Source organism: Streptomyces sp. NPDC023541, assembly GCF_055559995.1.
In genome coordinates this window covers 216,708-233,128 of the sequence record NZ_JBVHJO010000008.1, presented here as the reverse complement: position 1 = coordinate 233,128, position 16,421 = coordinate 216,708, and the positions used below count along the sequence as shown (strand labels likewise).

The following is a 16,421-nucleotide window of genomic DNA, read 5'->3' as shown; positions in this document are numbered from 1 at the left end:
GGGCCCTGCGCACGGCTTAGAGTGGCGGGCGACCGCCTTGCCGTCTGAGATCTGAGGAACACGTGCGCCGACTTGCCGGCCTGCTTGTCGTACCCCTTCTGCTGCTGTCGACAGCGGCGTGTGGCGACGACAGCGGCTCCGACTCCGCCCAGATGAAGAACGGAGCGCCCGCGATCACGAAGGGCGCCGAGTTCGGGGAGACGCCCACCCTGTCGAAGGGGAAGGGCGAGCCGCCCAAGGAGCTGAAGGTGGTGACCGTCAAGGAGGGCACCGGGCAGGTGCTGAAGAAGGGCGACATCGCCCAGGTCAACTACTACGGTCAGGTGTGGGACGGTACCGAGCCGTTCGACCAGAGCTTCGGCAAGGGCCAGCCGTTCGACGTGACGATCGGCGCCGGCGCCGTCATCAAGGGCTGGGACCAGGGCCTCGAGGGCCAGAAGGTCGGCAGCCGCGTCGAGCTGGTGATCCCGCCGGACCTCGGTTACGGAGCGCAGGGGTCGCCCCCGAAGATCAAGGGGAACGCCACGCTGGTGTTCGTCGTGGACATCGTCAAGGGTGCCACGGTCCCGGTCTCGGCCACGGGCAAGGAAGTCGCCCAGGACAACAAGGACCTGCCGAAGGTCGGTACGAACACGGACGGCAAGGAAGTCTCCGTGGCCGTCCCGAAGGACGTCACCCCGCCGGCGAAGCTCGTGTCGAACTACGTCCTGGAGGGCGACGGTCCGGCCGTGACGGACAAGAACAGCGTCGTCGTCAAGTTCCACGGCAAGACCTGGAAGGACGACAAGACCTTCGAGAGCACCTACACCTCCGACCAGTCGGTGACCTGGCCGCTGGAGCAGCTGCAGGTGAAGGGCCTCAAGGAGGGCATCGTCGGCAAGAAGGTCGGCAGCCGCATCCTGCTGGTGATCCCGCCGGACATGGGCTTCGGCGACAAGGAGCAGGGGACCATCCCGGCGAACTCGACGCTGGTCTTCAGCCTCGACATCCTCGCGGTGATGTAAGACTGTCCCGGTTGTCCCATAGTTTGAGGAGCAGTTCCGTGAGCGACAAGCTCGAGAAGCCCGAGATCGACTTCCCCGAGGGCGAGGCCCCCAAGGACCTCGTGATCGAGGACATCTGGCTGGGTGACGGTGCCGAGGCCAAGGCCGGCGACATGGTCGCCGTCCACTACGTGGGCGTGGCCTTCTCCACCGGCGAGGAGTTCGACGCCTCCTGGAACCGCGGTTCCGCGCTCCAGTTCAAGCTCGGTGTCGGTCAGGTCATCAGCGGCTGGGACCGCGGTGTCCAGGGCATGAAGGTCGGCGGCCGCCGCAAGCTGGTCATCCCGGCCCACCTGGCGTACGGCGACCGTGGTGCGGGCGGTGCGATCGCCCCGGGCGAGACGCTGATCTTCGTCTGCGACCTGGTCAAGGTCGGCTGAGCGGAACATCCGTGAGCAGTTGCCGGGCCCCCGCCGTGAGGCGGGGGCCCTCGCTTTTGTCCGCGACCGCCGGGGCGGTACGGTCAGCGGTCACGGGTGTGTGTCGAGAACGGGGGTTGGGCGTCGATGGCGATTGCCAAGGCCGAGCGGCTGATGAATCTGGCGCTGTGTCTGCTGGGGACCCGCCGGCCGCTGAGCAAGCGCGAGTTGCGCGGTTCCATCGAGGCCTACATGGAAGCCGGCAACGACGAGTCCTTCAACCGGATGTTCGAGCGGGACAAGGACGACCTGCGCGAACTCGGTCTGGTCATCGAGACGGTGGAGAACCTGGAGGGGGAGACGGGCTATATGGCCCGCCGGGACAGCAACCGGCTGCCCCCGGTCTCCCTGGACGCCGAGGAGGCCGCCGCCCTGGGCCTGGCCGCCAAGGTCTGGCAGCAGGCCCGTCTCGCGGGGGCCGCCAGCGGCGCCCTGCAGAAGCTGCGGGCGGGCGGGATGCCCGAGGCCGGTAACCCGTACGAGGGCCAGCACAGTGCCATCGAGCCGCGCATCCCGGTCCACGAGGCGGCCTTCGAGCCGCTGATGCTGGCCTGCCGCGACCGCCGGCCGGTGGTCTTCGACTACCGCAAGTCGACCGCTGCCCGGCCCGAGACCCGCCAGGTGGAGCCGTGGGCGCTGGAGTGCTGGCGCGGTCACTGGTACCTGGCCGGCTACGACCGTGAGCGCGGGGCGGAGCGGGTGTTCCGCCTCTCCCGGATCACCGGGAAGGTCCGCTCGCGCGCGGCGAGGTACACCGCGGAGGTGCCGGACGTGGTGACCGTGCGGGAGACCGTGGCGAGCTGGGCCGGGGAGAGCGCGGACCGCTCCGCGCTGATCCGGCTGCGGGCCGGGGCGGGCTACCCGCTGCGGGCCAAGGCCACGGCGGTGCGCGAGGGCACGGACGGCTGGGACGAGCTGGAGATCCCCTACGGGCACGGGCTCGACGCCTGGCTGGTGGAGTTCGGTCCCGACGTCGTCGTGGTCGGGCCGGCAGATCTGCGGGCGGACGTGGTGGACCGGCTGCGGGCCGTCGCCGGGGCCTGACGGGCTTTCCGGAACCGCCGCCCGTGCGGCGCCCGTCCGCCGCCGCACCCTTTTCGAACCGCGACATCCACAGACGTGCCCTGAGGGGGAGACGTACCAGCATGGCTGCCAACGCCATCGACCAGACCCGCCGGATGCTGTCCCTGGTGACGTACCTGCGCGAGCGCCCGGGTGCGCACGTCGCCGACGTCGCGCGCGCCTTCGGCATCACCGAGGACGAGCTGATCTCGGACCTCGACGTGCTGCCCATGTGCGGGACCAGCTTCCGGGGCGGGGACCTGCTCGACATCGACACCGACGGGGAGCGCATCTGGTGGCGCAATCCCGACGCCTCGGGGGAGTCCACCGCCGAGCCGCTGCGGCTCGCCGCCGACGAGGCGACCGCGCTGCTGGTCGCCGCGCGTGCGGTGGCGACCCTGCCGGGGCTGCGCGAGAGCGACCGGGACGCCCTGCTGCGGGCGACCGCGAAGCTGGAGGCGGCCGCGGGCGAGGCGGCCGGGGCCAGCTCCCGGCTCTCGGTGACCTTCGAGTCCGAGGGCGGGGTCTTCGCGGACGTCGACCGGGCCATCGCGGAACGCCGGCGGCTGTGGCTGCGCTACTACTCGCCGGCCCGTGACGAGCTCACCGAGCGCGAGGTCGACCCGATCCGGCTCTTCGCGGTGGGACACACCTACATGGAGGGCTGGTGCCACCTCTCCGAGGCCCGGCGCACCTTCCGGCTCGACCGGGTCGCCGAGATCCGGCTGCTGGACGAGCGGGCGGAGCCGCCCGCCATCGAGCCGCGCGACCTGTCGGTGGGCCTCGTCCAGCCGTCCGCCGAGGACCCCGAGGTCGTGGTCGAGGTCGGACCGGGCGGACGCTGGGTCGCCGAGTACTACCCGCACGACAGCGCCGAGGAGCTCGCGGACGGCGGCCTGCGGATCACGCTGCGCACCCCGGACCCGGGCTCGCTGCGCCGCCTCGCGCTGCGGCTGGGCCGAGAGGGGCGGATCACCGCCCCCGCCGAGCTGGCGGACAGCGCGCGCAGCGCCGCCCGGGAGGCCCTCGCGGGGTACGGGGAACAGGTCTGAGGGGAGCGCGGTCGATGTCGCCAACGTCCGGGCCCGTCGCCTTCAAGGCCTCCTGTCCCGAGTGCCGCGCCCGCTTCGAGCTGGGCGCGGGAGCCCTGCGGCTGGCCATCGGCGGCAGCCGCAGGGCCACCTTCTACTCCTTCACGTGTCCTCAATGCGGTGCCGCCGTCCGCAAACCGGCCGGGGACCGCATCGTGGAGCTGCTGACCGGTGGCGGCGTGAGCACCCTGCGCAGCATCTGAGGCGCCCGGTGGCCTAGGCTCGGCCCATGCTGTGGCCGATGTTCGCAATTGCCCTGGGCTTCCTCGGAGTGTCCGTGCTCGCCGTGCTGGCCGTGCGCGTGTACGTGGAGGTGCGCCGGCTCTCCGCGGAGGTCGCGCTGGCCAGCCGCCGGATCACCGCCGCGTCGGCCGATCTGGAGCGGGAGGCGGCGGGTCTGGCCCGGGCGGGCCACGACGCGCGGCCGTAACGAACGCGACAGGCGTGTGACCGGGGGATTGACAACCGGCCAGGACGCAAGACGGGATACGTCGGGGGATTGCCGGGCGTTAACCCCCGGGGGTTACGATCCTCGGTAGAGACAGTCCCAGGCGCCCGTACCGGTGCGCTGCAAACCTCGGAGAAAAGGAAGACTTCATGGGCAACCTCAGGGGTTGGGAAATCCTCGTCATCGTCGGAGTCATCATCCTGCTCTTCGGCGCCAAGAAGCTCCCCGACATGGCCCGCTCCCTCGGCAAGTCGGCCCGCATCCTCAAGAGCGAGGCCAAGGCCATGAAGAAGGACGGCGAAGCCGACGACGCGGCCGCCGCCCCGGCCGACCAGTCCGCGCAGCAGCCGGTCGCCCCGCGCACCATCCAGGCCGCGCCCGGTGACGTCACCAGCTCCCGGCCGGTCAGCGAGCCGAACCGCACCGCCCAGGGCTGACGGACGCCCTTCACGCCAGTCATCTGCAACGAGACAAGGGACGTGGGTTGCTCAAGTCTGCCCGCAAGCAGGGGAAACAAGAACGACAGGCAAAGGACGCCGAAGGGCGCATGCCTCTCGTCGAGCACCTGCGTGAACTGCGTAACCGCCTGCTGAAGTCGGTGCTGGCGATCCTCGTCATCACGATCGTCGCGGCCTTCTTCTACCGGGACATCATCAACTTCCTGTTGAAGCCGATGCTGGACTCCGTCGGCTGCACCAACGGGGTGGTGACCCAGCGCAACGGGCGCCCCTGCGCCGACATGACCGTGAACGGCCTGATCTCGGCGTTCTCGATCGCCCTGAAGGTCTCGCTGATGGCCGGTGTGGTGCTCTCCGCTCCGGTGTGGCTCTACCAGTTGTGGGCGTTCGCCGCGCCCGGGCTGCACAGCCACGAGAAGAAGTACGCGCGCAGCTTCGTCGCGGTCGGCGCGCCCCTGTTCATGGCCGGCGCCGTGCTCGCGTACAAGATCCTCCCGCAGACCGCGACGATCATGCTCGAGTTCACCCCCGACCACGCGCGCAACCTGCTGCCGGTCGACGACTACCTCGACCTGGTCACCCGCATGGTGATCGTCTTCGGCCTGGCCTTCGAGCTGCCGCTGCTGCTGATCCTGCTGAACTTCACCGGCGTGCTCACCGGAAAGCGGCTCGCCGGCTGGTGGCGGGGCATGGTCCTCGGCATCACCGTCTTCGCCGCCTTCGCCACGCCCACCGGTGACCCGCCGACCATGCTCGCGCTGGCCCTGCCCATCGTGGCCCTGTACTTCGCGGCCGTCGGCATCTGCCTCCTCAACGACCGCCGCCGTCGGCGCAACGACCCCGACGCGGGGCTGAGCGACGACGAGGCCTCGGAGCTCGACCTCACCCCGGCGCCGATCGGCGCGATCGACGCGGTGCCCGCCCCGGCCGCCGCCCTGCCCGAACAGGCCGACGGCGGACGACAGCGGATCAACGGGTACGACGACGCCACCTGACAGGTATGCCCCCGGCCACGGCCGGGAGGTGCCCCACGGGGTCACCGGGGTCCGGGGACGGGCTCCGGTACATTCCCGGGGGTGAGCTACGAGGTCACCCTTTTCGTCAATCCCACCGCGGGGCGCGGCCGGGGCGCGCATGCCGCGCAGCCGGCCGCTTCCGCTCTGCGGGACGCCGGATTCTCGGTACGGACCCTGGTGGGCACCGACGCGCCGGACGCGCTGGCCCGGCTGACGGCCGCGGTCCGCGAAGGCGCCGGCGCCGTCGTCGCGGTCGGCGGCGACGGGATGGTATCCCTGGCGCTCCAGGCGGTCGCGGGCACCCGGGTGCCGCTCGGTGTGGTCGCCGTGGGCACCGGCAACGACTTCGCGCGGGCCACGGGACTGCCCGTACGGGATCCCGCGCGGGCGGGGCGGACGGCCGCCGAGGCGCTCAAGGAGGGCCGGACCCGGGAGATCGACCTGGGGCGCGTGGGCGGCACCTGGTACGGCACCGTGCTGTGCTCGGGCTTCGACTCGAGGGTCAACGACCGGGGCAACCGGATGCGGCTGCCGGCGGGCCGCTTCAAGTACGACCTCGCCATGATCGCGGAACTGGCCGCCTTCCGGCCCTTCCCGTACCGCATCACCCTCGACGACGGCCCGGTGATCGAGACCGGGGCCACGCTGGTGGCCGTCGGCAACGGCTCCTCCTACGGCGGCGGCATGCGCATCTGCCCCGGCGCGGTCCCCGACGACGGCCTCTTCGACGTCACGGTCGTCGGCGACTGCAGCCGGGCCACCCTGCTGAAGGTGTTCCCGCAGGTCTACCGGGGCGGCCACATCTCCCACCCGAAGGTGAGCGTCCACCGGGCCCGGAAGATCACCCTGGAGGCGCCCGGCCTGACCGCGTACGCCGACGGGGAGCCGCTGGGGCCCCTCCCGGTGACCGCCGAGTGCGTGCCCGGAGCGGTCCGGCTCCTCACATAAATGATCGCGACTGTTGTCAGACCCGGCGGGTAGGCTCGACAGCAAGATGACCGAAGAACTCTCACCCGCCGAGCGGTACGCCGCTGCCCGGATCCGCGCCGCCGAAGAGGCCACCGCCCTGGCCCCCTTCCGGGAGATGTACGACTTCGACCTGGATCCCTACCAGGTGGAGGCATGCAAGGCGCTGGAGGCCGGCAAGGGCGTCCTCGTCGCCGCTCCGACCGGCTCGGGCAAGACCATCGTCGGCGAGTTCGCCGTGCACCTGGCCCTCGCGCAGGGCCGCAAGTGCTTCTACACGACGCCGATCAAGGCGCTCTCGAACCAGAAGTACGCCGACCTCGTCAAGCGCTACGGCGCCGACAAGGTGGGCCTGCTGACGGGTGACAACAGCGTCAACTCCGAGGCGCCGGTGGTCGTGATGACCACCGAGGTGCTCCGCAACATGCTCTACGCGGGCTCCCAGTCGCTGCGCGGCCTCGGATACGTCGTGATGGACGAGGTCCACTACCTCTCCGACCGGTTCCGCGGAGCCGTCTGGGAGGAAGTGATCATCCACCTCCCCGAGTCGGTGACCCTGGTCTCCCTGTCGGCCACCGTGTCCAACGCCGAGGAGTTCGGCGACTGGCTGGACACCGTGCGCGGCGACACCGAGGTGATCGTCTCCGAGGAGCGGCCCGTACCGCTGTGGCAGCACGTCCTGGCCGGCCGCCGGATCTACGACCTCTTCGAGGAGGAGTCCGACCACGGCGGCCGCGGCTCCGCGCGCCGGGAGGTCAATCCCGACCTGCTGCGCATGGCGCGCGAGGAGAACAGCCGCACCTACAGCCCGAAGGACCGGCGGCGCGGCAAGATGGTCCGCGAGGCCGACCGCGAGCGCGAGCGGCGCTCCCGCGGCCGGATCTGGACCCCGTCCCGCCCCGAGGTCATCGCCCGCCTCGACAACGACGGGCTGCTGCCCGCCATCAACTTCATCTTCAGCCGGGCCGGCTGCGAGGCCGCGGTCCAGCAGTGCCTGTTCGCGGGTCTGCGGCTCAACGACGAATCCGCGCGGATCAGGGTCCGCGAGATCGTCGAGGCGCGGACCGCCTCCATCCCCACCGAGGACCTGCACGTCCTCGGGTACTACGAATGGCTCGAAGGGCTGGAGCGGGGCATCGCCGCGCACCACGCGGGCATGCTGCCGACCTTCAAGGAGGTCGTGGAGGAGCTGTTCGTCCGCGGCCTGGTCAAGGCCGTCTTCGCCACGGAGACCCTGGCACTGGGCATCAACATGCCCGCGCGCACGGTGATCCTGGAGAAGCTCGTCAAGTGGAACGGCGAGCAGCACGCCGACATCACCCCCGGTGAGTACACCCAGCTGACCGGCCGGGCCGGACGGCGCGGCATCGACGTCGAGGGCCACGCGGTCGTGCTCTGGCAGCGGGGCATGGACCCGGCCGGCCTCGCCGGGCTCGCGGGCACCCGTACGTATCCGCTGCGTTCCAGCTTCAAGCCCTCGTACAACATGGCCGTCAACCTGGTCAGCCAGTTCGGGCGGCACCGCTCGCGCGAGCTGCTGGAGACCTCCTTCGCGCAGTTCCAGGCCGACCGCTCGGTCGTCGGGATCTCCCGGCAGGTGCAGCGCAACGAGGAGGGCCTGGAGGGCTACCGGGAGGGCATGACCTGCCACCTGGGGAACTTCGAGGAGTACGCGCAGCTGCGCCGCGACCTCAAGGACCGCGAGACGGAGCTGGCCAAGCAGGGCGCCGCCCAGCGGCGGGTGCAGGCGGCCAGTTCGCTGGAGAAGCTCAAGCCGGGCGACATCATCCACGTGCCGACGGGCAAGTTCGCCGGGCTGGCGCTGGTCCTCGACCCGGGCGTGCCGGCCGGACGGGTCCACGGGCACCGCGGGTACGAGTACGCGGAGGGCCCGCGGCCGCTGGTGCTCACCGCCGAGCGGCAGGTCAAGCGGCTCGCCGCGATCGACTTCCCCGTCCCGGTCGAGGCGCTGGACCGGATGCGGATCCCCAAGTCCTTCAACGCGCGCTCGCCGCAGTCCCGTCGGGACCTGGCCTCCCAGCTGCGGAGCAAGGCCGGGCACCTCGCGCCGGAGCGGCGCTCCCGCGGCCGGGCCGCGGCCGCCGACGACCGCGAGATCGCCAGGCTGCGCGCCGAGCTGCGGGCGCACCCCTGCCACGGCTGCGACGAGCGCGAGGACCACGCCCGCTGGGCGGAGCGGTACCACCGGCTCCGGCGGGACACCCAGCAGCTGGAGCGGCGGATCGAGGGCCGGACGAACACGATCGCCCGCACCTTCGACCGGATCCACGCCCTGCTGACCGAGCTGGACTACCTGCGCGAGGACGAGGTCACCGTGCACGGCAAGCGGCTCGCCCGGCTGTACGGGGAGCTCGACCTGCTGGCGTCCGAATGCCTGCGCGCCGGGATCTGGGAGGGGTTGAACCCGGCGGAACTGGCCGCCTGTGTCTCGGCGTTGGTCTTCGAGGCCCGGCAGTCCGACGACGCGGTCGCGCCGAAGGTCCCGGGCGGCGCGGCGAAGGTGGCGCTCGGCGAGATGGTCCGCATCTGGGGCCGGCTCGACGCCCTGGAGGAGGAGCACCGCATCAACCAGGCGGAGGGCGTGGGCCAGCGCGAGCCGGACCTCGGCTTCGCGTGGGCGGCGTACCAGTGGGCCTCCGACAAGAGCCTGGACGAGGTGCTGCGCGAGGCGGAGATGCCGGCCGGTGACTTCGTGCGCTGGTGCAAGCAGGTCATCGACGTGCTCGGCCAGGTCGCGGCGGCGGCCCCCTCGGCCTCCGGTGACAGCGGCAGCACGGTGGCGAAGAACGCCCGCAAGGCCGTGGACGCGCTGCTTCGCGGCGTGGTGGCCTACAGCTCCGTCGGCTAGACGGCACACATGCGGTGATCGGCCGCCGTGCGGGGAACTCCTCCGTGCGGCGGCCGAGTTGTGTCAGGGCGCTGGCGTGGGCGGGGTGTCCGCCCGGGGGCCGGCCTCCCAGCCGGGACGGTCGCGCCAGGCCTGGAGGGTGCGGGCGCTCTCGAAGCGGTGCGCCGCGCCGGTGACCGGGTCGGTGAAGGCCAGTACGCGGGCGAGGAGTTGCAGCGGCCGCCGGTAGTCGTCCGGGGCCGGGTCGGTGACCTCCGGGTACACCGGATCGCCCAGGATGGGCAGGCCCAGGCCGCTCATGTGCACCCGCAGCTGGTGGGTACGGCCGGTGTGCGGGGTCAGCCGGTAGCGGCCCAGGCCGCCGCGGACGCCGACGAGCTCGACCAGGGTCTCGGCGTTGGGTGGGCCGGGGACCTCGGTCGCGGCGATCACCCCGCGGACCTTCTCGATCCGGCTGCGGACCGTGCGCGGGAAGGTGAGCGCCGGGTCGCGGGCGGCGAGCGCCTCGTACTCCTTGTGCACCTCGCGCCGCTGGAAGAGGAGCTGGTAGGCGCCCCGGTCCTCGGGCCGGACGCTGAACATCACCAGGCCGGCGGTGAGCCGGTCGAGGCGGTGCGCCGGGCTGAGCCCGGGCAGGTCCAACTCCTCGCGCAGCCGGGCCAGGGCGGTCTCGGTGATGTGGCTGCCGCGCGGAGTGGTCGCCAGGAAGTGCGGCTTGTCCACGACCAGCAGGTGCGCGTCCCGGTGGACCACGCGCACCGAGAACGGCACCCGCGGTTCCGGGTCCATGTCCCGGTGGAACCACAGGTGGGTGCCCGGTTCGTACGGGTCCCCGGCGTGCAGCACCCGCCCGCCGGGGCCGAGGACCCGGCCCGCGGCCAGCAGCCGCGCCATGGACTCCTCGCCGCGGGTGCCGGCGTAGCGGGCGGCGAGGTAGCTGCCGAGGTCCGGCCACGTCCCGTCCGGGTCGGGTGGCAGCCGGAGCCGGACCGGGTCGATGCCGGCCCGCTGGGGGAGGGGCGAGGGGGGTGCCGGGGATCTGCGTCTCATCGGGGAACAGGCTATGCGGCTACTGCTCGGTGAAGGTGCCCAGGTGGTTCGCATCGAGGGACTCGACGCGGACCGTGCCGTCGGCGAAGGTCACCCCGGTGCGGCCGGCCGCCATCTCGCCGGTGGTCTCGAAGCTGAAGGTGTCGCCGTCGTAGTGGGTCAGCGGGAAGCGCAGCGGCTTCGGCCCGAGGGCGAGGGTCAGCGCGCCCTTGTCGTCGGCCGTCACGGTCGCCTTGCCGTAGTACGGGTTGTCGTAGGTGCCGGTGTACGCGGCGCTGTCCTTGGCGGGCTTGGCGGAGGCGGGCGGGTGGGCGTAGTCGGTGGGGGACCGGGCGTTGTCGACCTCCTTCGCGTAGACGGACGCGAGCAGGGGCAGCCAGTCGGTCGTGGCCTTGCCGTGCTGGGCGACGTCGAAGAAATCGAGGGCGACGGCGTCGGCCAGGCCGACGGGGGCGCCGTTGGTGAGGACGACGATGCCGAGCTTCTCCAGGGGGAGCATCGTGACGTTGGCGTTGGTACCGAGTTCGAAGGCGCCGGAGTGGCTCAGGCGCAGTCGGCCCGCGTCGTCGTAGGACACGTTCCAGCCGAGGCCGTAGAAGCCGGCGCGGCCGGTGGGGGAGGTGGGCGGCTGAGAGACGATCTCGGGAACGTGCGTGCGGGCGAGCGTGGCGGCGGGGATGATCCGCTTGCCGTCGAGGGTGCCGTCGGCCAGCTGGAGCCGCAGCCAGCGGGACATGTCGCGGGCGGTGGAACTGACGCCGCCGGCGGGGGCCTGGGCGTCCGGGTCGCGGACGTAGCGGGGGCTCCAGGTGCCGTCCGAATTCTTGACGTGGGTGGCCGCGTGGTTAGGGGCGTTGACGTAGGCGGAGAACTCGGTGCTGGTGTGCGCCATGCCCGCGGGCTTGAAGAGGGTGTCGTCGGCGAGCTTCTGCCAGCTCGTGCCCTTGGCGCGGGCGACGGCCTCGGCAGCGGCCGTCAGGCCGAAGTTGGTGTAGGCGTAGCTCGCGCGGAAGGGCGTGAGGGGCTCCAGGCGCAGGTGGTCGAGGATGTACGACTGGTCGTAGCCGAGGTCTTCGAGGAGGTCGCCGGCGTGGTCGGGCAGGCCGCTGCGGTGGGAGAACAGGTCGGCGGTCGTGACGTGGTCGGTGACCCAGGGGTCCTTGAAGGCGAAGCCGGGGAGGGTGACGTGACGGTCCCACTCGTCGGGGGTGGTGAAGGCGCCGGCGATGACGGTGGAGGAGACGGGCTTGGAGACGGAGGCGATCTGGAAGACGGTGTCGGGGCCGACTTCGGCGGGCTCGCCGGTGCGGCGGACGCCGAAGCCCTTGAGGTGGACCACCTCGTCGTCGTGGACGACGGCCACCGCGACGCCGGGAACGCCGGTGCGGCGCATCATGTCCGTGACCGTGCCGTCGAGCCGGGCGACGGCCTTGTCGACGGCGGCGTCCGTGAGTTGGGGCTGCGGGGGTGGGGGCGGGCTCGGTGCGGCCGTCGCCGCCGAGGCGGTGAGGAGGGCCGCGGCCGCTGCCGCCCCGAGGGCGCGGAACGTACGCATGGGGACATTGTCCCGCCGTACGCCTCGCGGCGCGCGGCGCGCCACCTCCGAGGGTGCCGGCCCCGCCGGGCCGGCGCGCCTGGAGCGCGGGCGGTGCGCTGCCCCGGCCCCGTGGGCGCGGACGTCACGGGGCGTCGGCGCCGTCTCTGCGGGGGCGCCGCCCCCGGGCCCGCGCGCCTCGAACGTCGGCGGGGCTGGGGTAGGGCGGGGGCGCCGCCCCTGGGCGCCCGCGCTCCGAACGTCGGCGGGGCTGGGTTGGGCCCGGAGGGCCGGACGGGGCGGGGCAGGCCCGGGCCCATGGCGCCAGTGGGGCAAGGGCCGGGGCGAGAGCGGCGGGAACGGGGCCCTATGGCCGCCGACCGCCCCGGAGGGGTCAGGCGGCGGCGCGGTGTTCCTGTTCGGCCTCCACCGACGCGTTCCAGTCACGCTTGATCGCGCGCCAGCCCTCGTCCGTCTCGCCCAGGCGCCAGTAGCCCGAGATCGACAGGCGTTCCCGGGCGATGCCGCGCTCCAGGCGGAGGTGGCGGCGCAGGTCCTTGACGAAGCCGGCCTCGCCGTGGACGAAGGCGTGGACGTCCGTCGAGGGGAACTCCAGGGCCTGGACCGCCTCCACGAGGGCCTCGCCGACCGGGCGGTCGCCGCGGTGCAGCCAGACCGGTACGACGCCGTCCGGGGTGGCGACCTTCAGCTCGTCGGCCGGGCCGTCGATCTCCACGATGGCGTGGACCTCCGCGCCCGCCGGCATCCGCTCCATCGCAGCGGCGATCGCCGGCAGCGCGCTCTCGTCACCCACCAGGAGGTGCCAGCCCGCCGCCGGGTCCGGGGCGTAGGCGCCGCCCGGGCCGAGGAACCGTACGAGGTCGCCCGGCTGGGCCCGGGCCGCCCACGGGCCGGCCAGGCCCTCGTCGCCGTGGACGACGAAGTCCAGGGTCAGCTCCCGGTGCAGCACGTCCCAGTTGCGCACGGTGTAGGCGCGCTGGCGCGGCCACTGCGCCCGCGGAAAGTCGCCGCGGATGCGTTCCAGATCCCACGGGGCGGGGTAAGTGACACCCTCGGGAGCGAAAAGGAGCTTCACGTAATGGTCGGTGTACTCGCCCGCGCCGAAGTCCGCCAGGCCCTCACCACCCAGCACGAGCCGCACCATGTGCGGCGAGAGCCGCTCGGTGCGTACGACAACGGCGGTGCCGACAGTGCGGCCGCGTCCTTCTGCCACGGTATCCCCTGACTCCCATGAAACTTAGCCTTACCTAAGTTAGCACCTCAGGGGTGCAGGGCGCCGCTCAGACGGGAGACAGCGCCTCCCAATCCCCACCGATGGGCTAGTGCGTCGACCAGCTCGGGCTGGGCCGGGACCGCCGGAAGAGCCGCGTCGAACCGCGGAAGCGGCACGTCGGAGGCCACCTTGACCACCTTCGGAGCCACCGCCAGATACGGCCGCGACTCATCCAGCCGCTTGCGCTGGGTGGGCGTCAGTTTCGACTTCGGGTCGTCGACCGCCGCGATGACCCCGGCCAGGTCGCCGTAGGCGTCGAGCAGCTTCGCCGCCGTCTTCTCACCGATTCCGGGGACGCCCGGCAGGCCGTCGCTGGGGTCGCCCCGCAGCAGGGCGAGGTCTGCGTAACCGGGGCCGTCCACCCCGTACTTCGCCCGCAGCCACGCCTCGTCCGTGACCTGGAGCGTGCCCACGCCCTTGAGGGGGTACAGCACCCGCCGCTGCCGGGCGTCGTCCACGAGCTGGTAGAGGTCCCGGTCACCGGTGACGATGTCGACCGGCCCCGTCGCACGGGCGGTGAGCGTCCCGATCACGTCGTCCGCCTCGTAGCCGGCGACGCCGACCCGGGCGATGCCGAACGCGTCCAGGGCGGCCTCGATGATCGGCACCTGCGGGGCGAGCGTGTCCGGGGTCTCCTCCACGTCGGGACCCGTCTCGGTCTCGACCGCGACCCGGTGGGCCTTGTACGAGGGGATCAGCTCCACCCGCCAGTGCGGCCGCCAGTCGGCGTCCATGCAGGCCACCAGGTCGTCCGGCCGGTGGTCCTGGACGAGCCGGCCGATGAAGTCGAGGAGCCCGCGCACGGCGTTGACCGGGGTGCCGTCGGGAGCCTTCACGGAGTCCGGCACGCCGAAGTAGGCGCGGTAGTAGAGGGAGGCGGTGTCCAGGAGCATCAGGCGTCGTGTCGTCACGGAGACGATGATGCCGCAACGGTCCGCGGGGGCGTTTCCGGTCGCCGGGGCGCCCCGGCGCGCGCCCGAACGCCCCCGGAGCGCCACTGACGGTGAGCGGGCGGGTACGGGAAGGTCGGTGCGGGCGAAACCGGAGGCGGTTGCTGCGTAAGGTGCTTACAGCACACCGATGTGCGACGGACATGGGGAGGGCAGCCCCGACATGAACGACAGGGACGGCACGGACGGTCTGAGCGGCAAGCTGAACGACGTGGACGACAAGCGCAAGGACAAGGACGGCAAGGAACCGCTGCGGGTGGGTGTGGCCGTGCGCAAGCGCCGCCGCGCGCTCCACCTGACGCTGGCCGCCGTGTCGGCGCGAAGCGGTCTGTCGGTGCCCTTCCTGAGTCAGATAGAGAACGAGCGGGCCCGGCCCAGCATGCGGTCCCTGGAGCGCGTCGCGGACGCCCTGGAGACCACGGCCGTCGAGCTGCTGGCCGCCTCCGACACCGCGCGCACGGTGGACCTCGTACGGGCCGGCGACGAGTCGGCGCTGACCCCGGTGCCGGGCGTACGGCCCCTCGTCCGCGGACACCACCAGCTGCACGCACTGGAGTTCACCGGGGACCAGGACGCCGGGCGCGAGTACCAGCACCGCAACGACGAGCTGATGTACGTGGTCGAGGGCGCCTGCCAGGTGGAGGCCGAGGGACGGGCGTACCGGCTGGAGAGCGGGGACGCGCTGTTCCTGTCCGGGGGCGTGCGCCACCGGTGGCGGGCCGTCTCCGAGGACACCCGGATCCTGGTGGTCGCCGTCGGCGACCACATCCACGCGACGTCCGAGCCGCCGTCGCCGGGGCGCTGAAAGGGTGCGGCGGCGGGTCGTGTCGCTGGTGCCGTCGCTGACCGAGGCGGTGGCCGTGAGCGCGCCGGGGCTGCTGGTCGGGGTCACCGACTGGTGCACGCACCCCGGCGATCTCGGGGCGGCGGAGCGGATCGGGGGGACGAAGAACCCTGACGTGCGCAGGATCGCGGAACTCCGGCCCGACCTGGTGATCGCCAACGAGGAGGAGAACCGGGCACCGGACCTGGCCGCGCTGCGCGCGGCGGGACTGGAGGTGCTCGTCACCGAGGTCCGGGACCTGCCGCAGGCGCTGCGGGAACTGGACCGGGTACTGGTGGGCGCGCTGGGAGTGGCGAGGCCGGCGTGGCTGGCGGACGCGGAGGCCGCATGGGCCCGGGCGGAGCGGGTGGGAGAGCTCACGGCCTTCGTACCGGTGTGGCGGCGGCCGTGGATGGTGCTGGGCCGGGACACCTTCGCGGGTGACCTGCTGGGCCGGCTCGGCGTCCGGAACGTCTACGCCGGGCACGCGGAGCGGTATCCGAGGATCGCGGTGGAGGAGCTGGCCGCGGCCGGCTGCGATCTGGTGGTGCTGCCGGACGAGCCGTACGCCTTCGCGGCGGGCGACGGGCCGGAGGCCTTCCCCGGCCTGCCGGCGGCCCTGGTCAGCGGACGGCACCTGACCTGGTACGGGCCTTCGCTGGCGGAGGCGCCGGGGGTGTTGGCGCAGGCGCTGCGCTCCGCGGGCTGATCCTCGCCGGTCCGCCGGTGGCTGCCGCCCGGGCCCTGCGGTTCGGCTGTGGCGGGTGGGTGGTGCTGGGGCGCTGCCGGGGCCCTGCGGTTCGGCTGCGGCGGGTGGGCGGTGCTGGGGCGCCGCCCCGGGCCCTGTGGTTCGGTTGCGGGGGGTGGGTGGTGCTGGGGCGCTGCCCCGGGCCCCGCGCCTCGATCGCCGGCGGGGCTGGTGGTGTGGGGCGGTGCCCCGCCGGAGTGTCTCCTCGGCTCGGCGCCCGCGGGCATGTCGCGGTGGTACCCGGTGGTCGCGCCTCGTCCTGCGGGGACACTCCGCCGTGTCCCCGCCCCACGGCAGGGCTCCGACAGTGCCCCGAAAACGCCCGGGCCGACTGGGCGGTTCCCGGAACCGGGCCCGACGCGTGGGGAGCGGGGACGGGGAGGGGTGTCCCCGCAGGACGAGCGCGCAACCACCGAGCACAACCGCGATCGCTCGCACGCGCCGAGCCGAGGAGACACCCCTGCCCGGCCCCGCGGACCCGCCCGCACCGCGCCCGGATCCCGACCCGCGAACCGGCCCGCATCACGATCCGAACCCGCCCGCCCCGCCGAAGGAAGGGCCCCGCGCCCGGATCCCGGTGAGCGGGCCGGTCCGCAGGGCAATGCACCCGCCCGCCCCGCCGAAGGAAGGGCGCCGTGGCCGGATTTCGG

The 16,421-nt window shown here is 72.7% G+C and carries 16 protein-coding genes; 12 read left to right on the top strand and 4 right to left on the bottom strand.

The features are described 5' to 3' along the window. Positions 1 to 62: 62 nt before the first annotated feature. The 10 genes from ACZ3X1_RS21835 to ACZ3X1_RS21790 all read left to right on the top strand — a co-directional run bounded on the left by ACZ3X1_RS21835 (position 63) and on the right by ACZ3X1_RS21790 (position 9,372). A complete protein-coding gene (locus ACZ3X1_RS21835) occupies positions 63 to 1,004 on the top strand; it encodes an FKBP-type peptidyl-prolyl cis-trans isomerase (protein WP_362625832.1) in 942 nt (313 codons plus the stop codon). Between the two features lie 38 nt (positions 1,005 to 1,042). Beyond that, positions 1,043 to 1,423 (top strand): FKBP-type peptidyl-prolyl cis-trans isomerase, encoded by a 381-nt coding sequence (locus ACZ3X1_RS21830; protein WP_326479019.1) that lies wholly within the window; start codon positions 1,043 to 1,045, stop codon positions 1,421 to 1,423. Between the two features lie 126 nt (positions 1,424 to 1,549). Beyond that, positions 1,550 to 2,506 (top strand): helix-turn-helix transcriptional regulator, encoded by a 957-nt coding sequence (locus ACZ3X1_RS21825; protein ID WP_467280671.1) that lies wholly within the window; start codon positions 1,550 to 1,552, stop codon positions 2,504 to 2,506. A gap of 101 nt (positions 2,507 to 2,607) precedes the next feature. Further along, a complete protein-coding gene (locus ACZ3X1_RS21820) occupies positions 2,608 to 3,576 on the top strand; it encodes a helix-turn-helix transcriptional regulator (RefSeq protein WP_030025909.1) in 969 nt (322 codons plus the stop codon). Between the two features lie 14 nt (positions 3,577 to 3,590). Further along, the gene (locus tag ACZ3X1_RS21815) at positions 3,591 to 3,818 is read left to right on the top strand and encodes a CpXC domain-containing protein (RefSeq protein WP_356810896.1); all 228 of its coding nucleotides are present in this window, start codon (positions 3,591 to 3,593) and stop codon (positions 3,816 to 3,818) included. Positions 3,819 to 3,844: 26 nt separating this feature from the next. Next, positions 3,845 to 4,045 carry a hypothetical protein gene (locus ACZ3X1_RS21810; protein ID WP_356810897.1) on the top strand — a complete coding sequence of 67 codons (201 nt, stop codon included), beginning with the start codon at positions 3,845 to 3,847 and terminating at the stop codon, positions 4,043 to 4,045. A 167-nt stretch (positions 4,046 to 4,212) separates the two neighbouring features. Then, positions 4,213 to 4,500 carry a Sec-independent protein translocase subunit TatA gene (gene tatA / locus ACZ3X1_RS21805; protein WP_356810898.1) on the top strand — a complete coding sequence of 96 codons (288 nt, stop codon included), beginning with the start codon at positions 4,213 to 4,215 and terminating at the stop codon, positions 4,498 to 4,500. 47 nt (positions 4,501 to 4,547) lie between these two features. After that, positions 4,548 to 5,516, top strand: a complete 969-nt coding sequence (gene tatC / locus ACZ3X1_RS21800; protein WP_356810899.1) for a twin-arginine translocase subunit TatC — start codon at positions 4,548 to 4,550, stop codon at positions 5,514 to 5,516. Between the two features lie 81 nt (positions 5,517 to 5,597). Further along, positions 5,598 to 6,485, top strand: a complete 888-nt coding sequence (locus ACZ3X1_RS21795) for a diacylglycerol kinase (protein WP_356810900.1) — start codon at positions 5,598 to 5,600, stop codon at positions 6,483 to 6,485. Between the two features lie 46 nt (positions 6,486 to 6,531). Next, positions 6,532 to 9,372 (top strand): DEAD/DEAH box helicase, encoded by a 2,841-nt coding sequence (locus tag ACZ3X1_RS21790; protein ID WP_356810901.1) that lies wholly within the window; start codon positions 6,532 to 6,534, stop codon positions 9,370 to 9,372. A gap of 63 nt (positions 9,373 to 9,435) precedes the next feature. Here the strand turns inward: ACZ3X1_RS21790 and ACZ3X1_RS21785 are convergent, their stop codons facing one another. The 4 genes from ACZ3X1_RS21785 to ACZ3X1_RS21770 form a co-directional block, all read right to left on the bottom strand. Continuing rightward, entirely contained in the window at positions 9,436 to 10,422 is a 987-nt protein-coding gene (locus ACZ3X1_RS21785) for an RluA family pseudouridine synthase (RefSeq protein WP_467280670.1), read from the bottom strand. 19 nt (positions 10,423 to 10,441) lie between these two features. After that, entirely contained in the window at positions 10,442 to 11,977 is a 1,536-nt protein-coding gene (locus tag ACZ3X1_RS21780; protein WP_467280669.1) for a serine hydrolase, read from the bottom strand. A gap of 373 nt (positions 11,978 to 12,350) precedes the next feature. Next, positions 12,351 to 13,190, bottom strand: a complete 840-nt coding sequence (locus tag ACZ3X1_RS21775) for a siderophore-interacting protein (protein WP_362625857.1) — start codon at positions 13,188 to 13,190, stop codon at positions 12,351 to 12,353. A gap of 47 nt (positions 13,191 to 13,237) precedes the next feature. Continuing rightward, the gene (locus tag ACZ3X1_RS21770) at positions 13,238 to 14,143 is read right to left on the bottom strand and encodes a 5'-3' exonuclease (protein WP_390079240.1); all 906 of its coding nucleotides are present in this window, start codon (positions 14,141 to 14,143) and stop codon (positions 13,238 to 13,240) included. Positions 14,144 to 14,456: 313 nt separating this feature from the next. Here ACZ3X1_RS21770 and ACZ3X1_RS21765 point away from each other — a divergent pair, with 313 nt between their 5' ends. Both ACZ3X1_RS21765 and ACZ3X1_RS21760 read left to right on the top strand, forming a co-directional pair. Further along, positions 14,457 to 15,005 carry a helix-turn-helix domain-containing protein gene (locus ACZ3X1_RS21765; protein WP_356815995.1) on the top strand — a complete coding sequence of 183 codons (549 nt, stop codon included), beginning with the start codon at positions 14,457 to 14,459 and terminating at the stop codon, positions 15,003 to 15,005. 4 nt (positions 15,006 to 15,009) lie between these two features. Then, complete coding sequence (locus tag ACZ3X1_RS21760; protein ID WP_467280667.1) at positions 15,010 to 15,732, top strand: helical backbone metal receptor; 723 nt, start codon at positions 15,010 to 15,012, stop codon at positions 15,730 to 15,732. Positions 15,733 to 16,421 lie beyond the last annotated feature (689 nt).

What these genes read in the sequence shown, in the direction of transcription:
- ACZ3X1_RS21825 (WP_467280671.1), top strand. Translation starts at nt 1,550, where the DNA reads ATGGCGATTGCCAAGGCCGAGCGGCTGATGAATCTGGCGCTGTGTCTG.
- ACZ3X1_RS21820 (WP_030025909.1), top strand. Translation starts at nt 2,608, where the DNA reads ATGGCTGCCAACGCCATCGACCAGACCCGCCGGATGCTGTCCCTGGTG.
- ACZ3X1_RS21815 (WP_356810896.1), top strand. Translation starts at nt 3,591, where the DNA reads ATGTCGCCAACGTCCGGGCCCGTCGCCTTCAAGGCCTCCTGTCCCGAG.
- ACZ3X1_RS21810 (WP_356810897.1), top strand. Translation starts at nt 3,845, where the DNA reads ATGCTGTGGCCGATGTTCGCAATTGCCCTGGGCTTCCTCGGAGTGTCC.
- tatA (WP_356810898.1), top strand. Translation starts at nt 4,213, where the DNA reads ATGGGCAACCTCAGGGGTTGGGAAATCCTCGTCATCGTCGGAGTCATC.
- ACZ3X1_RS21790 (WP_356810901.1), top strand. Translation starts at nt 6,532, where the DNA reads ATGACCGAAGAACTCTCACCCGCCGAGCGGTACGCCGCTGCCCGGATC.
- ACZ3X1_RS21785 (WP_467280670.1), bottom strand. Translation starts at nt 10,422, where the DNA reads ATGAGACGCAGATCCCCGGCACCCCCCTCGCCCCTCCCCCAGCGGGCC.
- ACZ3X1_RS21780 (WP_467280669.1), bottom strand. Translation starts at nt 11,977, where the DNA reads ATGCGTACGTTCCGCGCCCTCGGGGCGGCAGCGGCCGCGGCCCTCCTC.
- ACZ3X1_RS21770 (WP_390079240.1), bottom strand. Translation starts at nt 14,143, where the DNA reads ATGCTCCTGGACACCGCCTCCCTCTACTACCGCGCCTACTTCGGCGTG.